The organism is Acidimicrobiales bacterium (assembly GCA_016716005.1).
Taxonomy (GTDB): domain Bacteria; phylum Actinomycetota; class Acidimicrobiia; order Acidimicrobiales; family JADJXE01; genus JADJXE01.
In genome coordinates this window covers 2,925,699-2,942,480 of sequence record JADJXE010000001.1, presented here as the reverse complement: position 1 = coordinate 2,942,480, position 16,782 = coordinate 2,925,699, and the positions used below count along the sequence as shown (strand labels likewise).

The window sequence follows — 16,782 nt, the reverse complement described above, 5'->3', positions numbered from 1 at the left end:
GGGATCGACGCCGCTGGGGGGCGTCTCCGTCGGGGTAGGGCGCGGCATGGAGCGGGGCTTCGCTGGCACACTCGAACTCGCTCACCCGCCCCTGCCTCTTGCAGCGGTCGGAGGGGGCGAGCGGGAGCGTCACGGCGGGCGCTTCGACCACGACCCTCCGCGCGCTGCTCACTCGCCGGCCTCTCCGCCCGGGTGCACTCACCTCCGGCGAACCTACTGCCTTGGGACCGCCGGTCACGGCACGCCTGCAGCGTGTGACCGGGCTATCCAGAGCCCTGGGGCGGCGCGATGGCCTCGCCCCGCTCGCGTAGGGTCTCCGCTGGCTCCGAAAGGCGAGGTCGAGGGAGCTGAGGGGCGGACAGGTGCGACTGCTGCTGGCCGGCGAGGACGGGACGGGCTCACTCCTCCGCTCGCTCCAACCCGGCCTGCAGCGGGTCTCCGACGTGACGGTCGTGAACCCGTACCGTCCGACGAGGTCCCGGGTCGCGCGGGCGGCGTGGCGGCTCCTGGATCCGGACGAGGGACGGCTACTCGAGGCGACCTACCAGCTCCGGCCGGACGCCTTGCTGCTCGTCAAGGGGAGGGGGATCAGCCCAGCCGCGATCGGCCAGATCCGTCGATCGGGGTGCCGGGTAGCCGTGTACTACCCCGACAACCCTCTCTGGCGGTGGCAGGACGCGCCCGACCCACTCCCCCGACTCCGTCAAGCCGACCTCCTCATCCTATGGCAGGAGCGTCTGGTGGGTTTGCTCGCCTCCTCATCACGACGCGTCGAGGTCGTCCCCTTCGGCTACGACGACCGATGGTTCCCCCTTGTGCCAACAGGCGGGGCACGGCACGGGATCGTGTTCATCGGGCACTGGTCACGGCGGAGGGAGCGCTTCCTTCGAGCGCTGGACGACCTGCCCCTGACCGTGCGCGGCGGGGGCTGGGACCGGTCGAGCCTGAGGGACGCCGGGCCCGGCGTGTTCGAGACCGACGCGGGCCGCCTCCTCGCGTCGGCGCAGATCGGCGTCAACCTGCTCCATCCGCAGTGCACGGGTGCGCACAACATGCGCACCCGTGAGGTGAGCGCATCCGGGGCACTCCAGCTCACCGATGCGGGAGTGGATGGCACGCCCCTTCGTCCGGGGACGTCCTGCGTCTGGTTCCGGACCCCCGAAGACCTCCGGTCGGCCGCAGAGAGCTGGCTCCGCCGGCCGGAGGAAGCCGTCGAGCTCGCAGGCCGAGGGCAGGTTCTCATCGCCAACGACACGTACCGGTCGCGCGGCGAGCAGATCGGCCGGCTCGTCGCGCAGCTGGTTGCCGCATGACCCGCCCACTACGTGTCCTCTTCGTCAACCCGGGCACCGAGGCACAGGGTGGGGCGGAGCGAAGCCTGCTGGGGCTGGTGACCGGCCTGCGGGCCTGGGGTGTCGACGTGATGGTGGCCACGGGTGGCGAGGGTTCGCTCGTTCGCGAGCTGTTGGCCCGCTCCATCCCGGCGCACGCCCTCCCGAGCGGGCGGTTCCGGCCGGCGGCACGGTTCGGGGGACAGGTCGGCAAGCTGACGGCGGTCGCATTGAGCGCGCCGACGCTGGCCCGACAGGCGACCGAGCTCCGCCGCCTCGTCCGTGCCTGGCAACCGGACATCGTCCACACCAACGGCCTGCGCGCCCACGTGCTCACTCCGTTGCTCCGCATCCGAGGAGCGCGGGTGGTGGTCACGCTCCGCGACATCCCCCAATCGGCCCTCGAGCGTGAGCCGCTCCGCCTCGTCGTCGATCGGGCCGACGCGGTGATCGCCAACTCCCGCCTCACAGCCGCGAGCTGGCGGACCAACCGACATCGGACGGTTGTCATCGACAACCCGGTGGAGCCGCCCACACCGAGGCCGAGGGCGGAGGCGCGCCGGCGCCTCGGCGTCCCTCCGGACGCGTTCGTCGTGGCCAACCTCGCCCACTTCCACTGGCTGAAGGGACAGCTCGACCTTGTCGCCGCCGCCGCCTCGCTCAGCGAGAGCGCCCACGTGCTCCTCGCGGGCGGTGACCTCTATGGCGACGCCTCGACGGCCTACCGCGCCGAGGTCGAGGCCGCGGTCGCAGCGTCGCCGGCGAGGGAGCGGATTCACTTCCTCGGCATGGTCGACGACGTGTCCTGGGTCTACGGCGCCGCAGACGTGGTCGCACACTGCTCGGTGCGACCCGAGTCCTTCGGGCGCACGATCGTGGAGGCCCTCCTCGCCGGCGTGCCGGTCGTGTCGTCCGATGCGGGAACGCCCGGAGAGCTGCTTCGGGGCTGCAGTGCCGCCTGGCTCTATCCCGCTGGCGACCACGTTGCGCTGCGAAACGCTCTTGTGCGCCTCGGTAGTGACCCGCAGCTGAAGAACACGATGGCAGCAGCAGCTGCTGCATGGGCACCGACTCGGTACTCCATCCGAGTGCACATCGAGTCTTGCCTTCGCGTCTACACGGCCGTGCTGAGGTGCCCGGAGTCAGTCCCGGACTAGCAGATCCACGTACGAAGACCCCGAGCGCCGCTGGACGGCTTCGACATCTGGGAGGCGCACGCCCTCGGTGATCAACGCACCCGACGGAGCGAATACGTCAGCTCGCGCGTACCCGGCCTCTCCGAGGAGACCGAACAAGCGTTCGCCGCTCGAACCGGCCGCCGCCAGGCGCGAGGGAGTGAACTCGACGAAGAGGGTCGGCCTGTAGCGCGTGAGCACAGAGAGCCCCGAGCTGACGACGTCCGCCTCTAAGCCATCAACATCGATCTTCAGGAGATCCAGGCTCGGGAGATCCGCAACGAGGGCATCGAGCGACACCGGGGCCAGGGCGATCTCCTCGGAGCAGATGCCTCGAACACCTTCCCGCCCTGCAGCGGACGCTGAGGTCGAGCCGACCACCAGGTTCCTCACCGTGGACTCCTCGCCTACGAACGCCAGCCTCAGCGCCGTTCGCTCCCGAAGCCCCGGCTGGTTCGCGTTCGCCAACAGGTACCACCCGAACCTTGCACTCGCCTCCACGGCTACGAGCGAAGCATCGGGGCGGACCGCACCAACACCGAGCAGCGACGCTCCAATGTTCGCGCCGATGTCGACATAGACGAAGCCCTCGCGGCACTGCGTTGCGGCTGTGAGCAGTGGCCAATCCCAGATCACGCCCCTCCGCACGCTGCGGCCGATGAGGCTGGAACTCGGATACAAGAGGCGCCAACCCAAGTACTGCGTAGTCCGAGTCCGCACGGGCAACTGCTCGAGAACGCGTTGCTGCGCAACATGCCACTGCGTGGCAACGACGCGCCGGACTGACGCCATCAGCGGCCAGCCCGCCGGGCCAAGGAAGCGGTTCTCCTCAGCGACTCCACGACGGCCAAGGTAGCCGCGCCTGTAGCGACTCCGGCGACGATGACCACCCGTGCTATCAGGCCGATCTCCGGTACCAGGTTGATGATGCCTCCTGCCACGCCCAACCCGGCAAGCCAGAGGGCCGCCGTGGTCGCCACCGTCCGCACAGATCGGCCAAGCACGATCGCGCCTAAGCCAAGAGCCCAAAGCGCGAACGCTGTCAGGGCCGCGACGGACGTGGCCGTCACGCTGCCGACGGCCAACGACCACACCAACGCGATGCCGAACAGAACGCCCACGGCGCCGTAGAGACGACCGCTGAGACGGACACGGCCGGGCGCGACGTCGTTTCGCGTCACAGATACCTGCGCCACCACAGCACCCACGTAGCCCACCGCCAGGATTCGCAGCGGCCCGTAAGCGCCCCCAGCGAACTCCTCACCGAGCCACACAGTCAGTAGCCCATCCCCACACCAGAAGAGGACTGTCGCTGCCGCACCAGCAAGCGCGACCGAAACGGCGAGCCCCAAGTCATTGAGCCGATCAGCGGCCAGGCCCTCATGTCTGGCCAGGCGAGGCATGAGAGCTGTCGATACAGCGGTGCCGACAATACTCAGCCGCGATGAGAGGCTCAAGGCTATGGAGAATGGGGGAAGCGAGGCCACGCCCCCCGAGTAGCTCAACGCCAGCTTCCCACCGTTCGCGACCGTCGTCTGGCCAAGAGCGCCAACCCCCGACCACAACATGAAGCGGTGGACTTCTGGTCCGACTCCGGTCACTCCCGTCCCCAATCCGGACCCCCGAGCGCCGAGACGGAGAAGAGCCATTCGAATGAGCGCGACCCACAGCACGATCGATCCGCACTGAACCGCAACCTGCCACAGCAGCACGACCTCCACCGCGAGATCAGACGATGCAACCACAGCCCAGACGATGTTCGTTGACGCGAAGCTCGCGAAGGCCAAGACAGCGCTCAAGGGCACCCAGCCCAAGGCACGCCCAATCGAATACGCGACGTTCGCAAGAATCGTGGCGCTCAAGAGCGGAGAGACGAGCATTACCGCAACGCGAACCTCGTCAGTCGGTAGGTCGCCAGCTCCGGCAAGCGAAGTAAGGAAGGGCGATGCCACGAGTGTCAGAGCACCCCCGGCGACGGCAACCCCAACGGCACGAACCCCTATGACGTGGATAAGGTGACGGGCAGCCGCCCCGCCCGCGGTCGCACCCCGAGGGATCATGGACATCGCAGAGAGGTTGAGCCCCTGATCCAAGAAGGAGAGGAGGCCAAGAACTGAGCTCACCCATACGAGCATGCCGTAACGAGCCTCACCCATCCGCTCGAGCTGCACGGGCGTAAGGGCGAGTGCGACGAGGAGTGCTCCGACTTGGCTCAACGCGAGCCACGCGCTATCACCGACCAGAGAGCGGCGGGACGCGTTCAGTGATGGATTCATCGAACCCTTACTAATTCACCCGCGATGGATGGCAACGAACATCCAGAGTCTCCCCGCGAGGAAGTGGTCTTCGAAGCTGCGGAGGGTGAGCGCTTCTCCGCCCTCGATACTGTGCAAACGGTAGCCAAGTTCGCTGAAGAACGAGTGGACACTCTCAGCAGTAGCTCCACCGGCGATAGCGGTCGCGCGATAGAACTCGAAGACAACGATGGGCCGACACCGCTCTAGGGTCTCGGCCGAGCCCTGGAGAATCCTCCACTCAGCCCCCTCGGCATCGATCTTGATCATTTGTGGGCAGTAGTCCGGTGGCAGCTCCGTGTCGAGTCGGTGGATCTCGACCATGAGCCTTTCAGGTCTACCCAACCGACGGGCATGCGGTTGCGGCCAGAAGCTGCTGTAGGACGTTGCAGCCGGGTACGCGACGAAAGGCGCAACTCCATCTTGGTCGGAGAGCGCAACTTGGCGCACTGTAACTGAGGGGAAGCGTCGCCGCAGGTCATCAGCGTGAGCCGCAATGGGTTCGAAGGCCCAATGGTCTCCCCCCGGAGCAGTGCATACAAAGAGATCCAGCAACTCACCTTCGTTCGCGCCAACATCAACGACGTTCGACACCTCGTCCAGAGCGAAGGTGACGAGTGCTGTCAGGAAGCTCTTGTCGCGCTGATCCCTGCGGTAGGTGCGGGAGAAGAACCGCCTCGTCTCCACGTAAGCGCGACCAAGACCCATCTTGAACCCTTTCAGCCCACTCCGCAGAGGATGCGGATTCCCGTTGCAGCGACACCGATTTCACCCATCGGGCGATCGTACGGCGGCCGTTCCCGCGGGAGATCCGGGCGGAAACCCCTCGGGCCTGCGCTCGCTCCGAAGCCCCCCGTCGCCAGGGGCCCCCTGCCCACATTTCGACGCCTCACTCCCCGAGTCGCGCGCTCGTCCCTGTGGACCGCAGTCACCATGGTGCAGGCCTGTCGCGGAGGGCACTGGCACATCGGGCAGGAGGGTGACAACGGCCGGCATCAACACCGCTCGGCCTCCGCCACAGCCTGCTCCAGCATCAGGGGGAGAGGTCTCGGTTGCCACTCGAAGGTCTCGATGGTAATCGCCACATCCGCCATCTTGTCCTCGACAAGCCGGCGAACCTGATCGCGCCGCAGGCCGGTGAGCGGTCCGACCACGGCCATGAGGTGGAGGGCGGCACCGGGCACGTCCAGCACGGCGTAGCGAACGCCCAGCAGCTCACCGATCATGCCGATCAGCTCCCGCACGGGGAGCGCTTCGTCCCCGCCGACCGGGAAGAGCCCACCAGAGGGAGCTTCCCGATGGCGGACCACCAGCGACGCCACGTCCTCGACGTGCACCGGCTGCACCAACTGGGCCCCTCCACCGACGGTCGGCACGATCCGCCACCGGCGGATCGCCCGTGCCAGGCGGGACACGTTGTGGTCTCGGCCCCGTCCGAACACCATGGTCGGGCGGAGCACCGCCGCACCGCGGGCCAGCGCCACCTGCTCGCGTGCCAGGGCCACCCTCGCGTTCGGCGCAGGCGCCCGAGCGGTCAGCTGGGCCGACGAGAAGACGACCCAACGCGAACCGTCGATCCGGTCGACCATCCAGTCCACATCAGAGGAGGTGAGCTGCGGGGTCATCACGACCTGGTCGAAGGCGGTCGTTGCGAGCAGCCCGTCGAGCTCGGCACCGTTCGAGACGCGACGGTCGCCGCCCTCCCGCGAGGTCGCCACCACCTCGTGCCCGTGGCGACGGAGCCCGTCGACGATGGCGCTCCCGATGAAGCCCCTCGCGCCGCCGATCACGAGCGATCGAGCCGGGCTCAACTCAGCACTCCCTCGTAGACGGCCAGGAGAGCGCCGAGGTGGCGGTCGAACGAGAAGTGCTCCTTCGCCCGCGCTCGGGCACCATCGCCGAGCTCGGCACGGAGCCTCGGATCGCGCAGCCGGAGCATCGCCTCGGACAGCGCACCCGGATCGCCCGGCGGGACCACGAATCCTGTGACACCGTCCACGTTCACCCAGTTCGTCGCGGTTCCCAGGCTGGTGCTGATCGCGGGGAGCCCATTGGCCATGGCTTCGACCATGGCCAGGCCGAAGGCTTCTGCTCTCGACACCGACGGCAGGACCAGCAGGTCGTGGCTGGCGTAGGCGTCGAGCAGGGCCCCGTCCGGGACCGGTCCGGTGAACGAAACCCGCTCGGCCAGCCCGAGGCGCTCCGTCATCGCGCGGAGCTCCCCCGCCAACGGCCCGTCCCCCACGACGGTGAGCACCACGTCGGGCGACGACGCGACCGCTCGGAGGAGGACATCCACCCCCTTGTAGTAGACCAAACGACCCACGAAGAGCACCCGGAGCCGGCCACAGTCACCACGGCGGGGTCGACGGGCCACGAGAGACGGCGACACCCCGTAGGGCAGGACCCGCACGCGGTCCCTCACCCGAGCGAGCTCGGGGGAGGCCGCGAGCTGGTCACTGGCGACGAGCACCGCACCGGCCCGGTGCAGCACCCGGTCACGGAGCGGCCGGTACAGGGGTTCGAGGAACGCCTGGCGGCCGAGCTGCGCGTGGAAGGTGACCACCACGGGGCAGTCGGAGCGGTTGGCGACGGCACCGAGCTCGCCCACCGGGTTGGGCAGGTGCAGGTGGAGAAGAGCGCCCTGCATGCCGGCGACCTCGCGCACCAGACCCGGCGCCATCGGGGTCGCCAGCAACCGAGCGACCTCCCGGTGCCGATGGACCACGACTCCGCTGGGCAGCTCGTCCCGGCGCGAGCGCTGCACACCGGCCACGTGCACCTCCACCGTCCAGCCGTGCTGGGCGGCGCCATCGGCGATGTCCGCGATGTACCTCGTGATCCCCGCGGCGAGGGGCGGGTAGTAGTCCTTGAAGACGTGGACGATCCTCATCCCCGGAGCGCCTCCACGTACTCGTGGGCGGTCAGCGCGCTGTCGACCGCCGCCGCCCACTCCCATGCCGCTCGGGCCAACTCCACACGGTGGTCCTCGTCGTTCGCGAGTCGATCTACCGACTCCACCCACGCTCCCAGGTCGTCCGGGTCGATCAGCATGGCCCATGGGGCGACCGCAGCGTCCCTGGCGCCCGCCTCGTCACCCACCAGCACGGGAAGACCGGCGGCGGCGAACTCGTGGATCACCAGGCCGAACCCCTCGAACCCCTCCTCGGCACGTGACCAGCGGCTCGGGAACAGCCCGATGTGACACGAGCCGAGGAGGACGCGGACCTCGTCATCGCGCAGCCAGCCGGTGAACCGCACGAAGGGCGCTGCGCCCCAGCGGCGTGCCCGCTCCTCCAGCGCACCCCGGCGCGGGCCGTCACCGACGACAACCAGCTCCTCGATGGCGCCGACCGGCCCGAGGACAGAGGCGATCCTGAGCGGCAGCTCGATGTTCTTGTAGCCCTCGGCGAGGCGTGCCACGACCACGAGCCGCACCCCCTCCCCGGTGCGACGCGCCGGCGCGGACGATCGCAGCCACGAAGAGCCGAACGCCGGGAGCACCACCCGGACGCGGCCGGGAGCCACCCCCAGCCGCTCGACCATCATCGCTGTGTGGCCGCTGATCGCCACGACACGATCATGGGCGCGAAGCCCCGCCAGCGCCGTGTGGTGCGCGGCGCGACGGGGAACGAGCTCCCTTCCGTAGGCCAGCGCGCCGGTGCGGGCCCTCACGGCCGCCCCCAAGCCGACACCGACCGGTGCGAGGAAGGGATGCCCGGTCACCACCAGCCGGTCGGGAGACGCCCGAAGCCACCTCGCGGCGCGGCCGAGCTCCATCGACGACCGGCCCCAGCCCGGGACCCGTTGGACGCCGGGTTCGACCGGCCCCCGCGAAGTCGTGACCACCCGCCACTCCACCCTGTCCGCCGAGCACTCGACGAGATGCCCCAGCAGGCGCGAGATGCCACCGCTGACGGGCGGATAGTCGATGGCGAGCAGCAGCACTCGGGCCCGGCCGGCGGTCATGGCGAGCCGAGGCACATGGCCATGAGGTCTCGTGCCGGTCGCTCCAGCACCGGCGCGTGCAGCCACGATCCCGCCAGGCGAGCTCGCCACCAGAGCTGGCTCGCCGTCTCCTGCACCCAGGTTGGGCGATCAACCGCCGAGCCCTGCGGCAGTCGGTCGAATCGAGGGAGGAACACGAGCTCGTTCGTGGCGCGATCCTGTCGCACCCCGGGGAGGAGAGACGCGTCGACAGGACCACTGAGCACCAGGCCGGCGGTCCGGCGCGTGATCTCCCGGTCGATCGACGCCCACGTCGACAGCGGAACGCGCTCCCGCACCAGCTCGTCGTCCACGATGTCCTGGGGACCGCCCGGAGCCGCGAGCGTCGCCGGCGCCATCGCCGCTGCGCCCCCCAGCCGGCAGATCAGCCCGGGCGGCGTGCCCGCCGCGAATGGCCCGGCGGTGGTGGCGCTGATCGGAACGATCCCGTTGAGCGCGCGGAGCACGGCGCCGGAGCGGAGGTCGACGGCGAACCACGGGCCGGGGAGCATCTGCACCGCAGGGAGCCCGTAGCGGCGCAGGAGAGCCGCGACCCGATCAGGAGCGATCCGGTAGCCCGGTCGACCCCAGGGATCCGCGCTCGGCATGCCGACGACGAGCCAGTGCCCCACCCGCTCCGCCGAGTCGCCGGCGGTCGCGAGCGAACCCCAGGGCTGACGGGTGATGGAGAGATGCCAACCATGAGGAACGGCCTCGTCGATCAGGTCGAGGAGCTGCTGTGGGGACCGCTCGTGCGCGGCGATCACGAGGGTCACCGCTCGCCCACCCCCGGCTTGCGCGCCGTCACCTGGACGCAATCGGAGAGGGAACGAGCGAGCGTCCTGACCGCCTCGAGCATCACGCAGGCCTTCCCTTGGGATGAGGCGCCGCCGAACGACACCGGAGCCACTCCGCGAGCACCAGGAGCGCCCAACACCGCAGCGCTGCTCCCGGTCCACTCGCGGCGCGATCGATGTGACGATGCGCCTCGGCCGGATCGATCGATCCATGCCAGGGGTCATCCACCTCGAGGGCCTGCCGATTCGCTCTGAGGGTTGCGCCGATCCACGCACGCCAGGGCAACGCGAAGGTGAGCTTCCGGCCAGCCGCGAGCCGCTTCAGGTACGGGTCTTCCCACTGACGAGCCAGGCCGGCCTTGCCCTGCGGGGGAGACCCCAGGGCCGCGTCGACCACCGAGGTGTCGAGAAGGGGCACCCGCACCTCGACACCGACAGTCATCGAGAACACGTCGGCATCGCGCAGCAGGGTCGGGCCGAGGTAGCGGCGGGCGTCGAGGCGCCAGAGCTGGTCGCGCAAGGGCTCGCCCGGGGGGATGTCGACGGGATCCGGGAGCGCCGAGCGACTGCCCGTGAGCCGGACGACCTCGTCCGCCGTGAAGAGAGACCGCCACCCGTCGTACCGCGCCGCCGTGCCGCTCGCCGCCAGGAGCTCGCGGACCTGCGTGTCGGTCCTCAACCCACGGCCGGCCAGCGCTCGCTCGATCGACCCCCGCACCGAAGGCGGCGAGGCACGCCAGACGCGTGCGGCGGTCCCCAGCAGCCTCCACCGGCGGTGGTAGCCGTAGCCGCCGAGCACCTCATCGCCCCCGAGGCCGGAGAGCGCGACAGGGAACCCCACGGAGCTGGCCACCTCGGACACCAGCAGCGTGTTGAGGCCGTCGATGGTCGGCTGGTCCATCGCTGCGAGGAACCGGTCGACGGCCCCCGTGGCATCGGCACCGGCGACGTGGACGACCCGGTGATCGAGGCCGTAGTGCGCAGCGGTCTCCCTCGCCCGCGCCACGTCGGAGGCGTTCGCATCGGTGCTGATGGTCAAGCCGGTGGCCGAGATGCCTTCGGCGCTGAGACCGGCGGCGATGGCCGCAGAATCGAACCCACCGCTGAGGAACACCGCCACGGGCCGGTCGCTGACCGTGTTCTCCGCGATGGCCCGACGCATCACCTCCGGCAGCGGTCTCTCCTCGTGGGCCAGCGGGATCGGCTCCCGAACCACCGCACCATCTGGGCGCCAGAGGGTGACCGTGCCCGGCGGGTGCTCATGCACGCCCTCGTAGATCGTGGTCTCGACCGGTGAGCCGAATCGAAGGAACTCTGCGACGGCCTGCGGGCGGACGGCCGCTCGTTCGAGGCCGGCGAGAGGAGCGGCCTCCGATGCGAAGGCAATCGCACCCGAGCTCAGCCGTCGCCAGTACAGCGGCTTCACACCGATCGGATCCCGGCCCGCCAGGAGCGTCTGCGTGCCCTCGTCCCAGAGGAGGAACGCGAACATGCCCCGCATCCGCTCCAGCCCTCCGGGCCCCCAGTGGACGAGGGCCTTGAGGAGCACCTCGGTGTCTCCGGTCGTGGTGAACGCGAGCCCTGCCGCCTCCAGCACGGACCGCACGGCCCGGAAGTTGTAGATCTCCCCGTTGAAGACGAGGTGGCGACCCGCGAAGCTCATCGGCTGGCCCGCACGCGGCGTCGGATCGAGGATGGCCAACCGGGTCATGGCCAGACTGCAGCCATCCAGGACGAGGGCGCCGCGCCCGTCCGGACCCCGGTGGACCAACCGGTCAGCGAGGGCCTCCGCCCTGGGTCCTGCACCGAGAACGGCCGCGATGCCACACACGGCGAGGTCAGCGAACCGGCAGCGCGTCGACGGCTTCCGCCGCGGCAGCTGCCACCCGCCGGTAGTCGAAGCCGCGCGCTAGCTCACACAAGGCCAAGCCCTTCGCCCGCCTGTCCGGGTCCGCAATCACCTCAGCCAGGCGATCGGCGAGCCGCGCCGGATAGCTCGCGTCCCAGGCCCCCTCGTAGTCGAGCAGCATCTCGGGCGGCAGGACGTCGGCAGCGCTCCCCACCCTCGAGGCGAGGACGTACCGGCCCGACGCGAGATAGGTGGGGAGCTTGCCGGTCGTACGCACCCAGCTCGAGGGATCGTCCGTCTGTGTGAGCAGGCACACGTCGCAGATGCCGAGATAGCGGGCGAGCTCGGCGTAGGGCACCCTGCCGATCACATGGAGACGCTCGGCGACGCCGAGCTCCGCTGCCAGCACCCGAAGCTCCCCGATGCCAGGTCCGTCGCCGATGAGCACGGCGTGAGCGCCGGTGTCCGGACGGAGGGCCAGGGCGTGGACGAGCTCCCATCCGAGCCCTCCACCGAGCTTCGGGTACCACGTGAAATGCCCCTGGATGCCGACGGTCGGCACCCCATCGAGCCCCAGGCGCCGCCGGAGCCCCTCGTCGTCGACCGGCCGCATCACCTCCAGGTCGACCCCGTCGGGGATCACCACGATGTGTCTTGCGCCGCCACGACGTGCCGGCTCGACGTGGTGATGCCCTCTCACCACGACCATGTCCGCGCTGCGGTAGGCGAACCGCTCGAGGGCTCGCGCTGCGAGACGGGCCGGCAGCCGGGCTCCGACCAGGTCGAGGAACGCGGCGGGGGCGTCACCGGTGTCGACCACCAGCCACCTCCGGTGGCGACGGGCCAGGGCATCGGCCAGCAGTGGCACCACGGCCAGGTCCATGGCGTAGACGACATCCGGCTCCGCAGCCCGCACAGCGCGGGCGAAAGCCACCACGTCCTGCACCCGGCTGCCTCGGCGGACGAGCACCGTGCTGCGCTCCCATCCGAGCCCCACGGCGATCCGCTGGGCGCGCTCCGCAGCTGCCGAGCCCGCCCCGCCGTTGACCAGGAAGGCCAACCGCAGATCACTCATCGTCGACCCATGGGGTCAGGGGCGAGCGTGCTCGGCGGCGAGCCGCGTTCCGGGCCGGCGGACCCGATCGACCGGCCACGCACCCGAAGGGAGCCCAGGCCGGCGAGGAGCTCTGCCACGCCGACGCGGATGACGAGCGTGACCAACACGTAGGCGACGTTGCGCTCGATGCCGAGTGCAACCAAGCCGGCAAAGGCGAACATCGCGACGCCGAAGGCGTCGTCGGGCGGGTACCTCCGGTCGTACAGCCCGATCGCCAACCCGAACATCATCGAGACGCCCACGAGACCGAACAGACCGAAGTTGAGGTACCCGTCTCCGGGTACGGTGAGCGCCTGCGACGACGGATCCTCCCGAGGCTGGAGGGACCAGAAGTTGACGGTGAAGTACCGGCCGAGGCTGAGCTGTCGGTACTCGAGCGGGATGACACGCTCGATGCCAGGCACGATCGAAAGGGCGGGCTGAACCAGCGACCGTCCCCGTTGGAACGGGATCTCATCCGGCACCTTCTCCCGCAGGAGGAGCAGGCTCTCCGGTCCGGACACCCGCCGCGAGATGCCGCGCGCGACGTTCCCCACGGCGTCGAGCCCCGAGAAGGGGGCGTCCGTCGGACGCCCAATGCGGAGGTCGTACGCGGTGGCGGCACGCCACGCCGCCGTCAGGAGGTCGGGCGACTCGCCCGCCTGGTAGGCGATCCGGCGCCCCTCCACACCGAGGTAGCCGACGAGGGCCACGATCCCGAGGAGGACGAGCAGCCTCGTGCGGACCTTGCCGGTGGCGGCGAGGGCCCCGATCCCCCAGGCCACGACGGGAAGAACGGTGGCCTCCTTGAAGCTGCTTGCGGCACCGAGAAGGAGCGCGACGACCAGCACCACGACGGACGCGAGCCGAACCCGCCGGGCACGTACGTCGATGAACACAAGCCCCGCGGTGCCGAAGAGCGCCAGCTGAGCCACGTTCGAAAGGAAGCCGCTCGTCGCCCCCAGCAGCGGAAGCGCGACGCCGATCGCGAGCCCGATCACGGCGAACAGCACGTAGTCGGCACGGAGGAGCTTCGCCCGGGGCCGGGGTGATGGGAACCGGACCCGCTGCACCACCCAACCACCGAGCACCAGCGCGGCCAGACCGAGTGTGGAGACGAGCCACGCCCACACCAGATCGGCATCGGTGGACGACCGCACGATCGGGTGAACGTACGGCGAGCTCCTGTCGCTCTGGAGCACCAAGAGCCGGAGCGGGAAGTAGACGAACCACAGGCAGGCGACCAAGAAGCGCAACGCCAGCACCCGGCCGGCGACCCGCCACGCCGCGTACACCAGCCCGAGACTGGACGCGAAGCAGGCCGCTGCAACGCCGGCAAGTACGGGCACCCCGCCGAAACCACCTAGGACGGCGATGAGGCAGACTGCTCCGGCCAAGCAGGCTCCTGCCATCATCGCAGCCGGTGCGAACGCCAGACGGTGCCTGTTCAAGGTCCGATCGAACTCCCGCCTTGCGCTCGCCGAACAGCTCGCTCTTCGACCTGCAGGCTCCAGAGCCGCACCTGCACGTCCTCAGCATAGGCGAGGCATACGCCCGTCCCGGCCGGAAGCAGCGGCCCGGGAAGTCACGGTCGGCGCCGTCGGCGAGCCTCGTCACGGGCGACGCGCCCACCGCCATGCCCGGCCGGCCGCAGCCTCGTGACGACGATCGGAGCGGCGAGGTAGGTGGCTACCGCCAACCCAGCGATCACGACCCCGGCGACGGCACCTCCCGGCCCGAGGAGCGCGAGCAGACCGCCGCCTGACGCTACGGCCGCGCTTGCCGTCACGAGAGCAGTCACCTGGGCGTGCGACCAGCCGACGCGAACGAGCCGCTGGTACGCGTGGTCACGATGCGGCTCCCGCCAGCGCTCTCTGCGACGGGCACGCCCGACCAGGGTCGTCGAGGTATCGGCGAGATAGACCGCCACCGGCGCCACCGCCGCAACGGGCGGGATGTCTCCGCGCAGCGCCATCACCAGGACGACCGCCGACCAGGCGCCGAGTGCGTAGCTGCCGACATCCCCCATGAACACCCTGGCCCTGGGGAAGTTGACGGGCAGGAACCCCAGTCCAGCCGCGGCCAGCACGGCACCGGCGACGGCAACCGAAGGGGCGTCGCGGAGCTCCCCCAGCAACCACCAGGTCGCTCCCGACACGATCGCCTGCATCGACGAGATGCCGTTGATGCCGTCCATGAAGTTGAAGGCGTTCACGTAGGCGACGAGCCAGGCGGCCACCCCGGCCGCGAAGACGACCTGCCAGGCGACCGGGCCCGACAGGTTGCCCAGAAGCCACGGCGCGGCCGCTGCCGCGATGACGAGCTGGAGGAGCAGCCTCGTGGCGACAGGGAGCCCATGGACATCCTCGGTGAGCCCGAGAAGGCCGAGGCCGATCGTCGCGACGGCGAGCGCCACGCAGGCTGAGCTGGACTCAGCAGCGGCGAACGGGAGCGCGACCAACAGGCCGAGCATGGGAGCGAGCCCGCCCCCGCGGGGCGTCGGCACATCGTGCGACGACCGCAGATTCGGGTAGTCGAGCACTTCTCGCCGACGTAGCAGCCAGACCACCAGGGGCGCAGCAGCGGCGGTGACAAACAGCGACAGGGCAGCCGCTGGCCAGGCGAGACTCGTCACCTACGGGAGGCTCCGCCTCGTGCCACCGCGCCCGAACCTACTCGGGTCGGGCCCACCGGCAGGAGGCCCGTGTCCGGGGTCTCGACGGCCACCGTCAACCTCCGGCACGGACACGGCGACCCGAGCACCCACTCGGCTCGCTGGGCGCGGGACAACCACCGCTCGACGCGAGCCGGCTTGCGCCCCTGGCACGACCGGCCGGAGCAGGATGCCCCCGCCTGGCTGACCCGCTGCCGGGCGGCCGTCGGCAGGAGGACTGCCCTCGCCGTGCGCCCTGCGGGGACAATGGGGCGCATGGTGCGATCACGCTGCCGGGCCGCTCTCGTCGTCCTCGCCGTCGGACTGCTGGCGGCCTGCAGCGAGTCCGGCCCGGACACCGACGGGGCCGGGCCGCAGCGGTCGCTGGTCATGTCGGCGTTCGGTGACGCCTCCTTCGGCGAGGCCCAGCCCTACCTGCAGGCGCTGCAGGACACCTCGGACCGCACGGGCGAGTCGGTGTTCTGCCAGAGCGTGCAGGAAGGCACCCTGAGCGGCCAGCCGGTGGCGGTCGTCGTCACCGGCACCGGCTCGGCCAACGCCGGGCCGTGCCTGCAGGAGATGCTCGGCTGGTACGGCGAGCAGGTGAGCGAGGTGATCTGGTCCGGCGTGGCCGGCGCCTCCCCGGCGGTGGGCGGCATCGTCGACGACGCCGGCGTACGCCGGCCCGACGCCGAACCGGTGATGATCGGCGACGTCTGCATCAGCCCGATGATGTGGAGCGACGACCTGCAGTTCAGCAGCGTCAGCGACTGGGCCGCGGCCCGCACCCCCACCGACCGCTACGGCCCCTCCGGCGGCTGGTGGCCCATGAGGACCGCCGACGGGCAGGCCACCATGGACGGCTTCCAGACCGTGCGGCAGTTCGTGGTGGCGCCGACCGGGCTGGCCGACGAGCTGCTCGAGGCCAGCCGCGACGTGGGCTTCCCTGCGCTGGACGGCGACGTGCGCGAGGAGGTCGAGCGCTTCTTCGCGCCGGACGCGATCCGGCCCGTGCGGGTGTTCGACTACACCACCTGCGCCGAGGTCTCCGGCGACGACTTCTTCCACGGCGCCGTCGAGGACGCCCAGGCCCGCGAGTACCTCGCCGGGCTCATCGACGCCTCCGGCTACCCGGGGACCGACGGCCGCACCGCGGCCGACGTGGTCGCCTTCACCGGCATGGAGGCGGCCGGGTGGATGAGCGTGCTGCAGGCCTGGAACGAGCACCACACGCCCGAGATCCCCATGGTGGTGGTGCGGGCCGCCAGCAACTACGACCAGGTGCCCCTGGACGCCGCCGGCGACCCCGTGGCCGGCCCCGACGGCGCTCCCCTCGACGCCATGCAGGACATCACCATCGGCTTCGACGACGCCAGCGCCGAGCTGGCCATCCGGACCGCCTCCCTGCCCGTCCTGCAGCTGTTCGCATCGCGGGCCGGAGCCGGCTGAGGCGGGCTGCGTCTGCCGACGTGCGCTGCCAGGTCGGCGAGGAGCCGTGCGGCTCCTCGGCCGGCTCGACCACGGAGTCGTCCGAACGCACCGGACCGCACCGACGCCGTCCACCTGGCCACCGCGGTCGGCGCCGGCGCCGACCGGTTCG

14 protein-coding genes are annotated in these 16,782 nt (G+C 70.4%); 3 read left to right on the top strand and 11 right to left on the bottom strand.

Translation table 11 applies throughout. From position 1 onward, the window contains the following. Positions 1-362: 362 nt before the first annotated feature. Both IPM45_14480 and IPM45_14475 read left to right on the top strand, forming a co-directional pair. The gene (locus IPM45_14480; protein ID MBK9180743.1) at positions 363-1,313 is read left to right on the top strand and encodes a glycosyltransferase; all 951 of its coding nucleotides are present in this window, start codon (positions 363-365) and stop codon (positions 1,311-1,313) included. Next, positions 1,310-2,488, top strand: a complete 1,179-nt coding sequence (locus tag IPM45_14475; GenBank protein ID MBK9180742.1) for a glycosyltransferase family 4 protein — start codon at positions 1,310-1,312, stop codon at positions 2,486-2,488. The genes IPM45_14480 and IPM45_14475 overlap by 4 nt, the downstream gene beginning before the upstream one ends. Here the strand turns inward: IPM45_14475 and IPM45_14470 are convergent. From IPM45_14470 to IPM45_14420, 11 genes are all read right to left on the bottom strand, one after another. Then, complete coding sequence (locus tag IPM45_14470; GenBank protein MBK9180741.1) at positions 2,474-3,142, bottom strand: FkbM family methyltransferase; 669 nt, start codon at positions 3,140-3,142, stop codon at positions 2,474-2,476. The genes IPM45_14475 and IPM45_14470 overlap by 15 nt on opposite strands. A 155-nt stretch (positions 3,143-3,297) precedes the next feature. Further along, entirely contained in the window at positions 3,298-4,641 is a 1,344-nt protein-coding gene (locus IPM45_14465) for a hypothetical protein (protein MBK9180740.1), read from the bottom strand. 156 nt (positions 4,642-4,797) lie between these two features. Next, the gene (locus IPM45_14460; protein MBK9180739.1) at positions 4,798-5,508 is read right to left on the bottom strand and encodes an FkbM family methyltransferase; all 711 of its coding nucleotides are present in this window, start codon (positions 5,506-5,508) and stop codon (positions 4,798-4,800) included. Positions 5,509-5,795: 287 nt separating this feature from the next. Next, the gene (locus IPM45_14455; protein MBK9180738.1) at positions 5,796-6,611 is read right to left on the bottom strand and encodes an NAD-dependent epimerase/dehydratase family protein; all 816 of its coding nucleotides are present in this window, start codon (positions 6,609-6,611) and stop codon (positions 5,796-5,798) included. Next, positions 6,608-7,693: a glycosyltransferase gene (locus tag IPM45_14450; GenBank protein ID MBK9180737.1), complete on the bottom strand. Its 1,086-nt coding sequence runs from the start codon at positions 7,691-7,693 to the stop codon at positions 6,608-6,610. Before IPM45_14450 ends, IPM45_14455 begins: the two co-directional genes overlap by 4 nt. Next, positions 7,690-8,784: a glycosyltransferase gene (locus tag IPM45_14445; GenBank protein MBK9180736.1), complete on the bottom strand. Its 1,095-nt coding sequence runs from the start codon at positions 8,782-8,784 to the stop codon at positions 7,690-7,692. The genes IPM45_14450 and IPM45_14445 overlap by 4 nt, the downstream gene beginning before the upstream one ends. After that, positions 8,766-9,563, bottom strand: a complete 798-nt coding sequence (locus tag IPM45_14440; GenBank protein ID MBK9180735.1) for a hypothetical protein — start codon at positions 9,561-9,563, stop codon at positions 8,766-8,768. The genes IPM45_14445 and IPM45_14440 overlap by 19 nt, the downstream gene beginning before the upstream one ends. An 82-nt stretch (positions 9,564-9,645) precedes the next feature. Beyond that, positions 9,646-11,415: an asparagine synthase (glutamine-hydrolyzing) gene (asnB, locus tag IPM45_14435; protein MBK9180734.1), complete on the bottom strand. Its 1,770-nt coding sequence runs from the start codon at positions 11,413-11,415 to the stop codon at positions 9,646-9,648. A gap of 7 nt (positions 11,416-11,422) precedes the next feature. Then, complete coding sequence (locus tag IPM45_14430) at positions 11,423-12,508, bottom strand: glycosyltransferase (GenBank protein ID MBK9180733.1); 1,086 nt, start codon at positions 12,506-12,508, stop codon at positions 11,423-11,425. Further along, positions 12,505-13,878 carry a hypothetical protein gene (locus tag IPM45_14425; protein MBK9180732.1) on the bottom strand — a complete coding sequence of 458 codons (1,374 nt, stop codon included), beginning with the start codon at positions 13,876-13,878 and terminating at the stop codon, positions 12,505-12,507. The genes IPM45_14430 and IPM45_14425 overlap by 4 nt, the downstream gene beginning before the upstream one ends. A 236-nt stretch (positions 13,879-14,114) precedes the next feature. Beyond that, the gene (locus IPM45_14420) at positions 14,115-15,164 is read right to left on the bottom strand and encodes a glycosyl transferase (GenBank protein ID MBK9180731.1); all 1,050 of its coding nucleotides are present in this window, start codon (positions 15,162-15,164) and stop codon (positions 14,115-14,117) included. Positions 15,165-15,458: 294 nt separating this feature from the next. On the opposite strand from IPM45_14420, the gene IPM45_14415 reads away from it, so the two are divergent. Continuing rightward, a complete protein-coding gene (locus IPM45_14415; protein ID MBK9180730.1) occupies positions 15,459-16,631 on the top strand; it encodes a hypothetical protein in 1,173 nt (390 codons plus the stop codon). Positions 16,632-16,782: the final 151 nt, after the last annotated feature.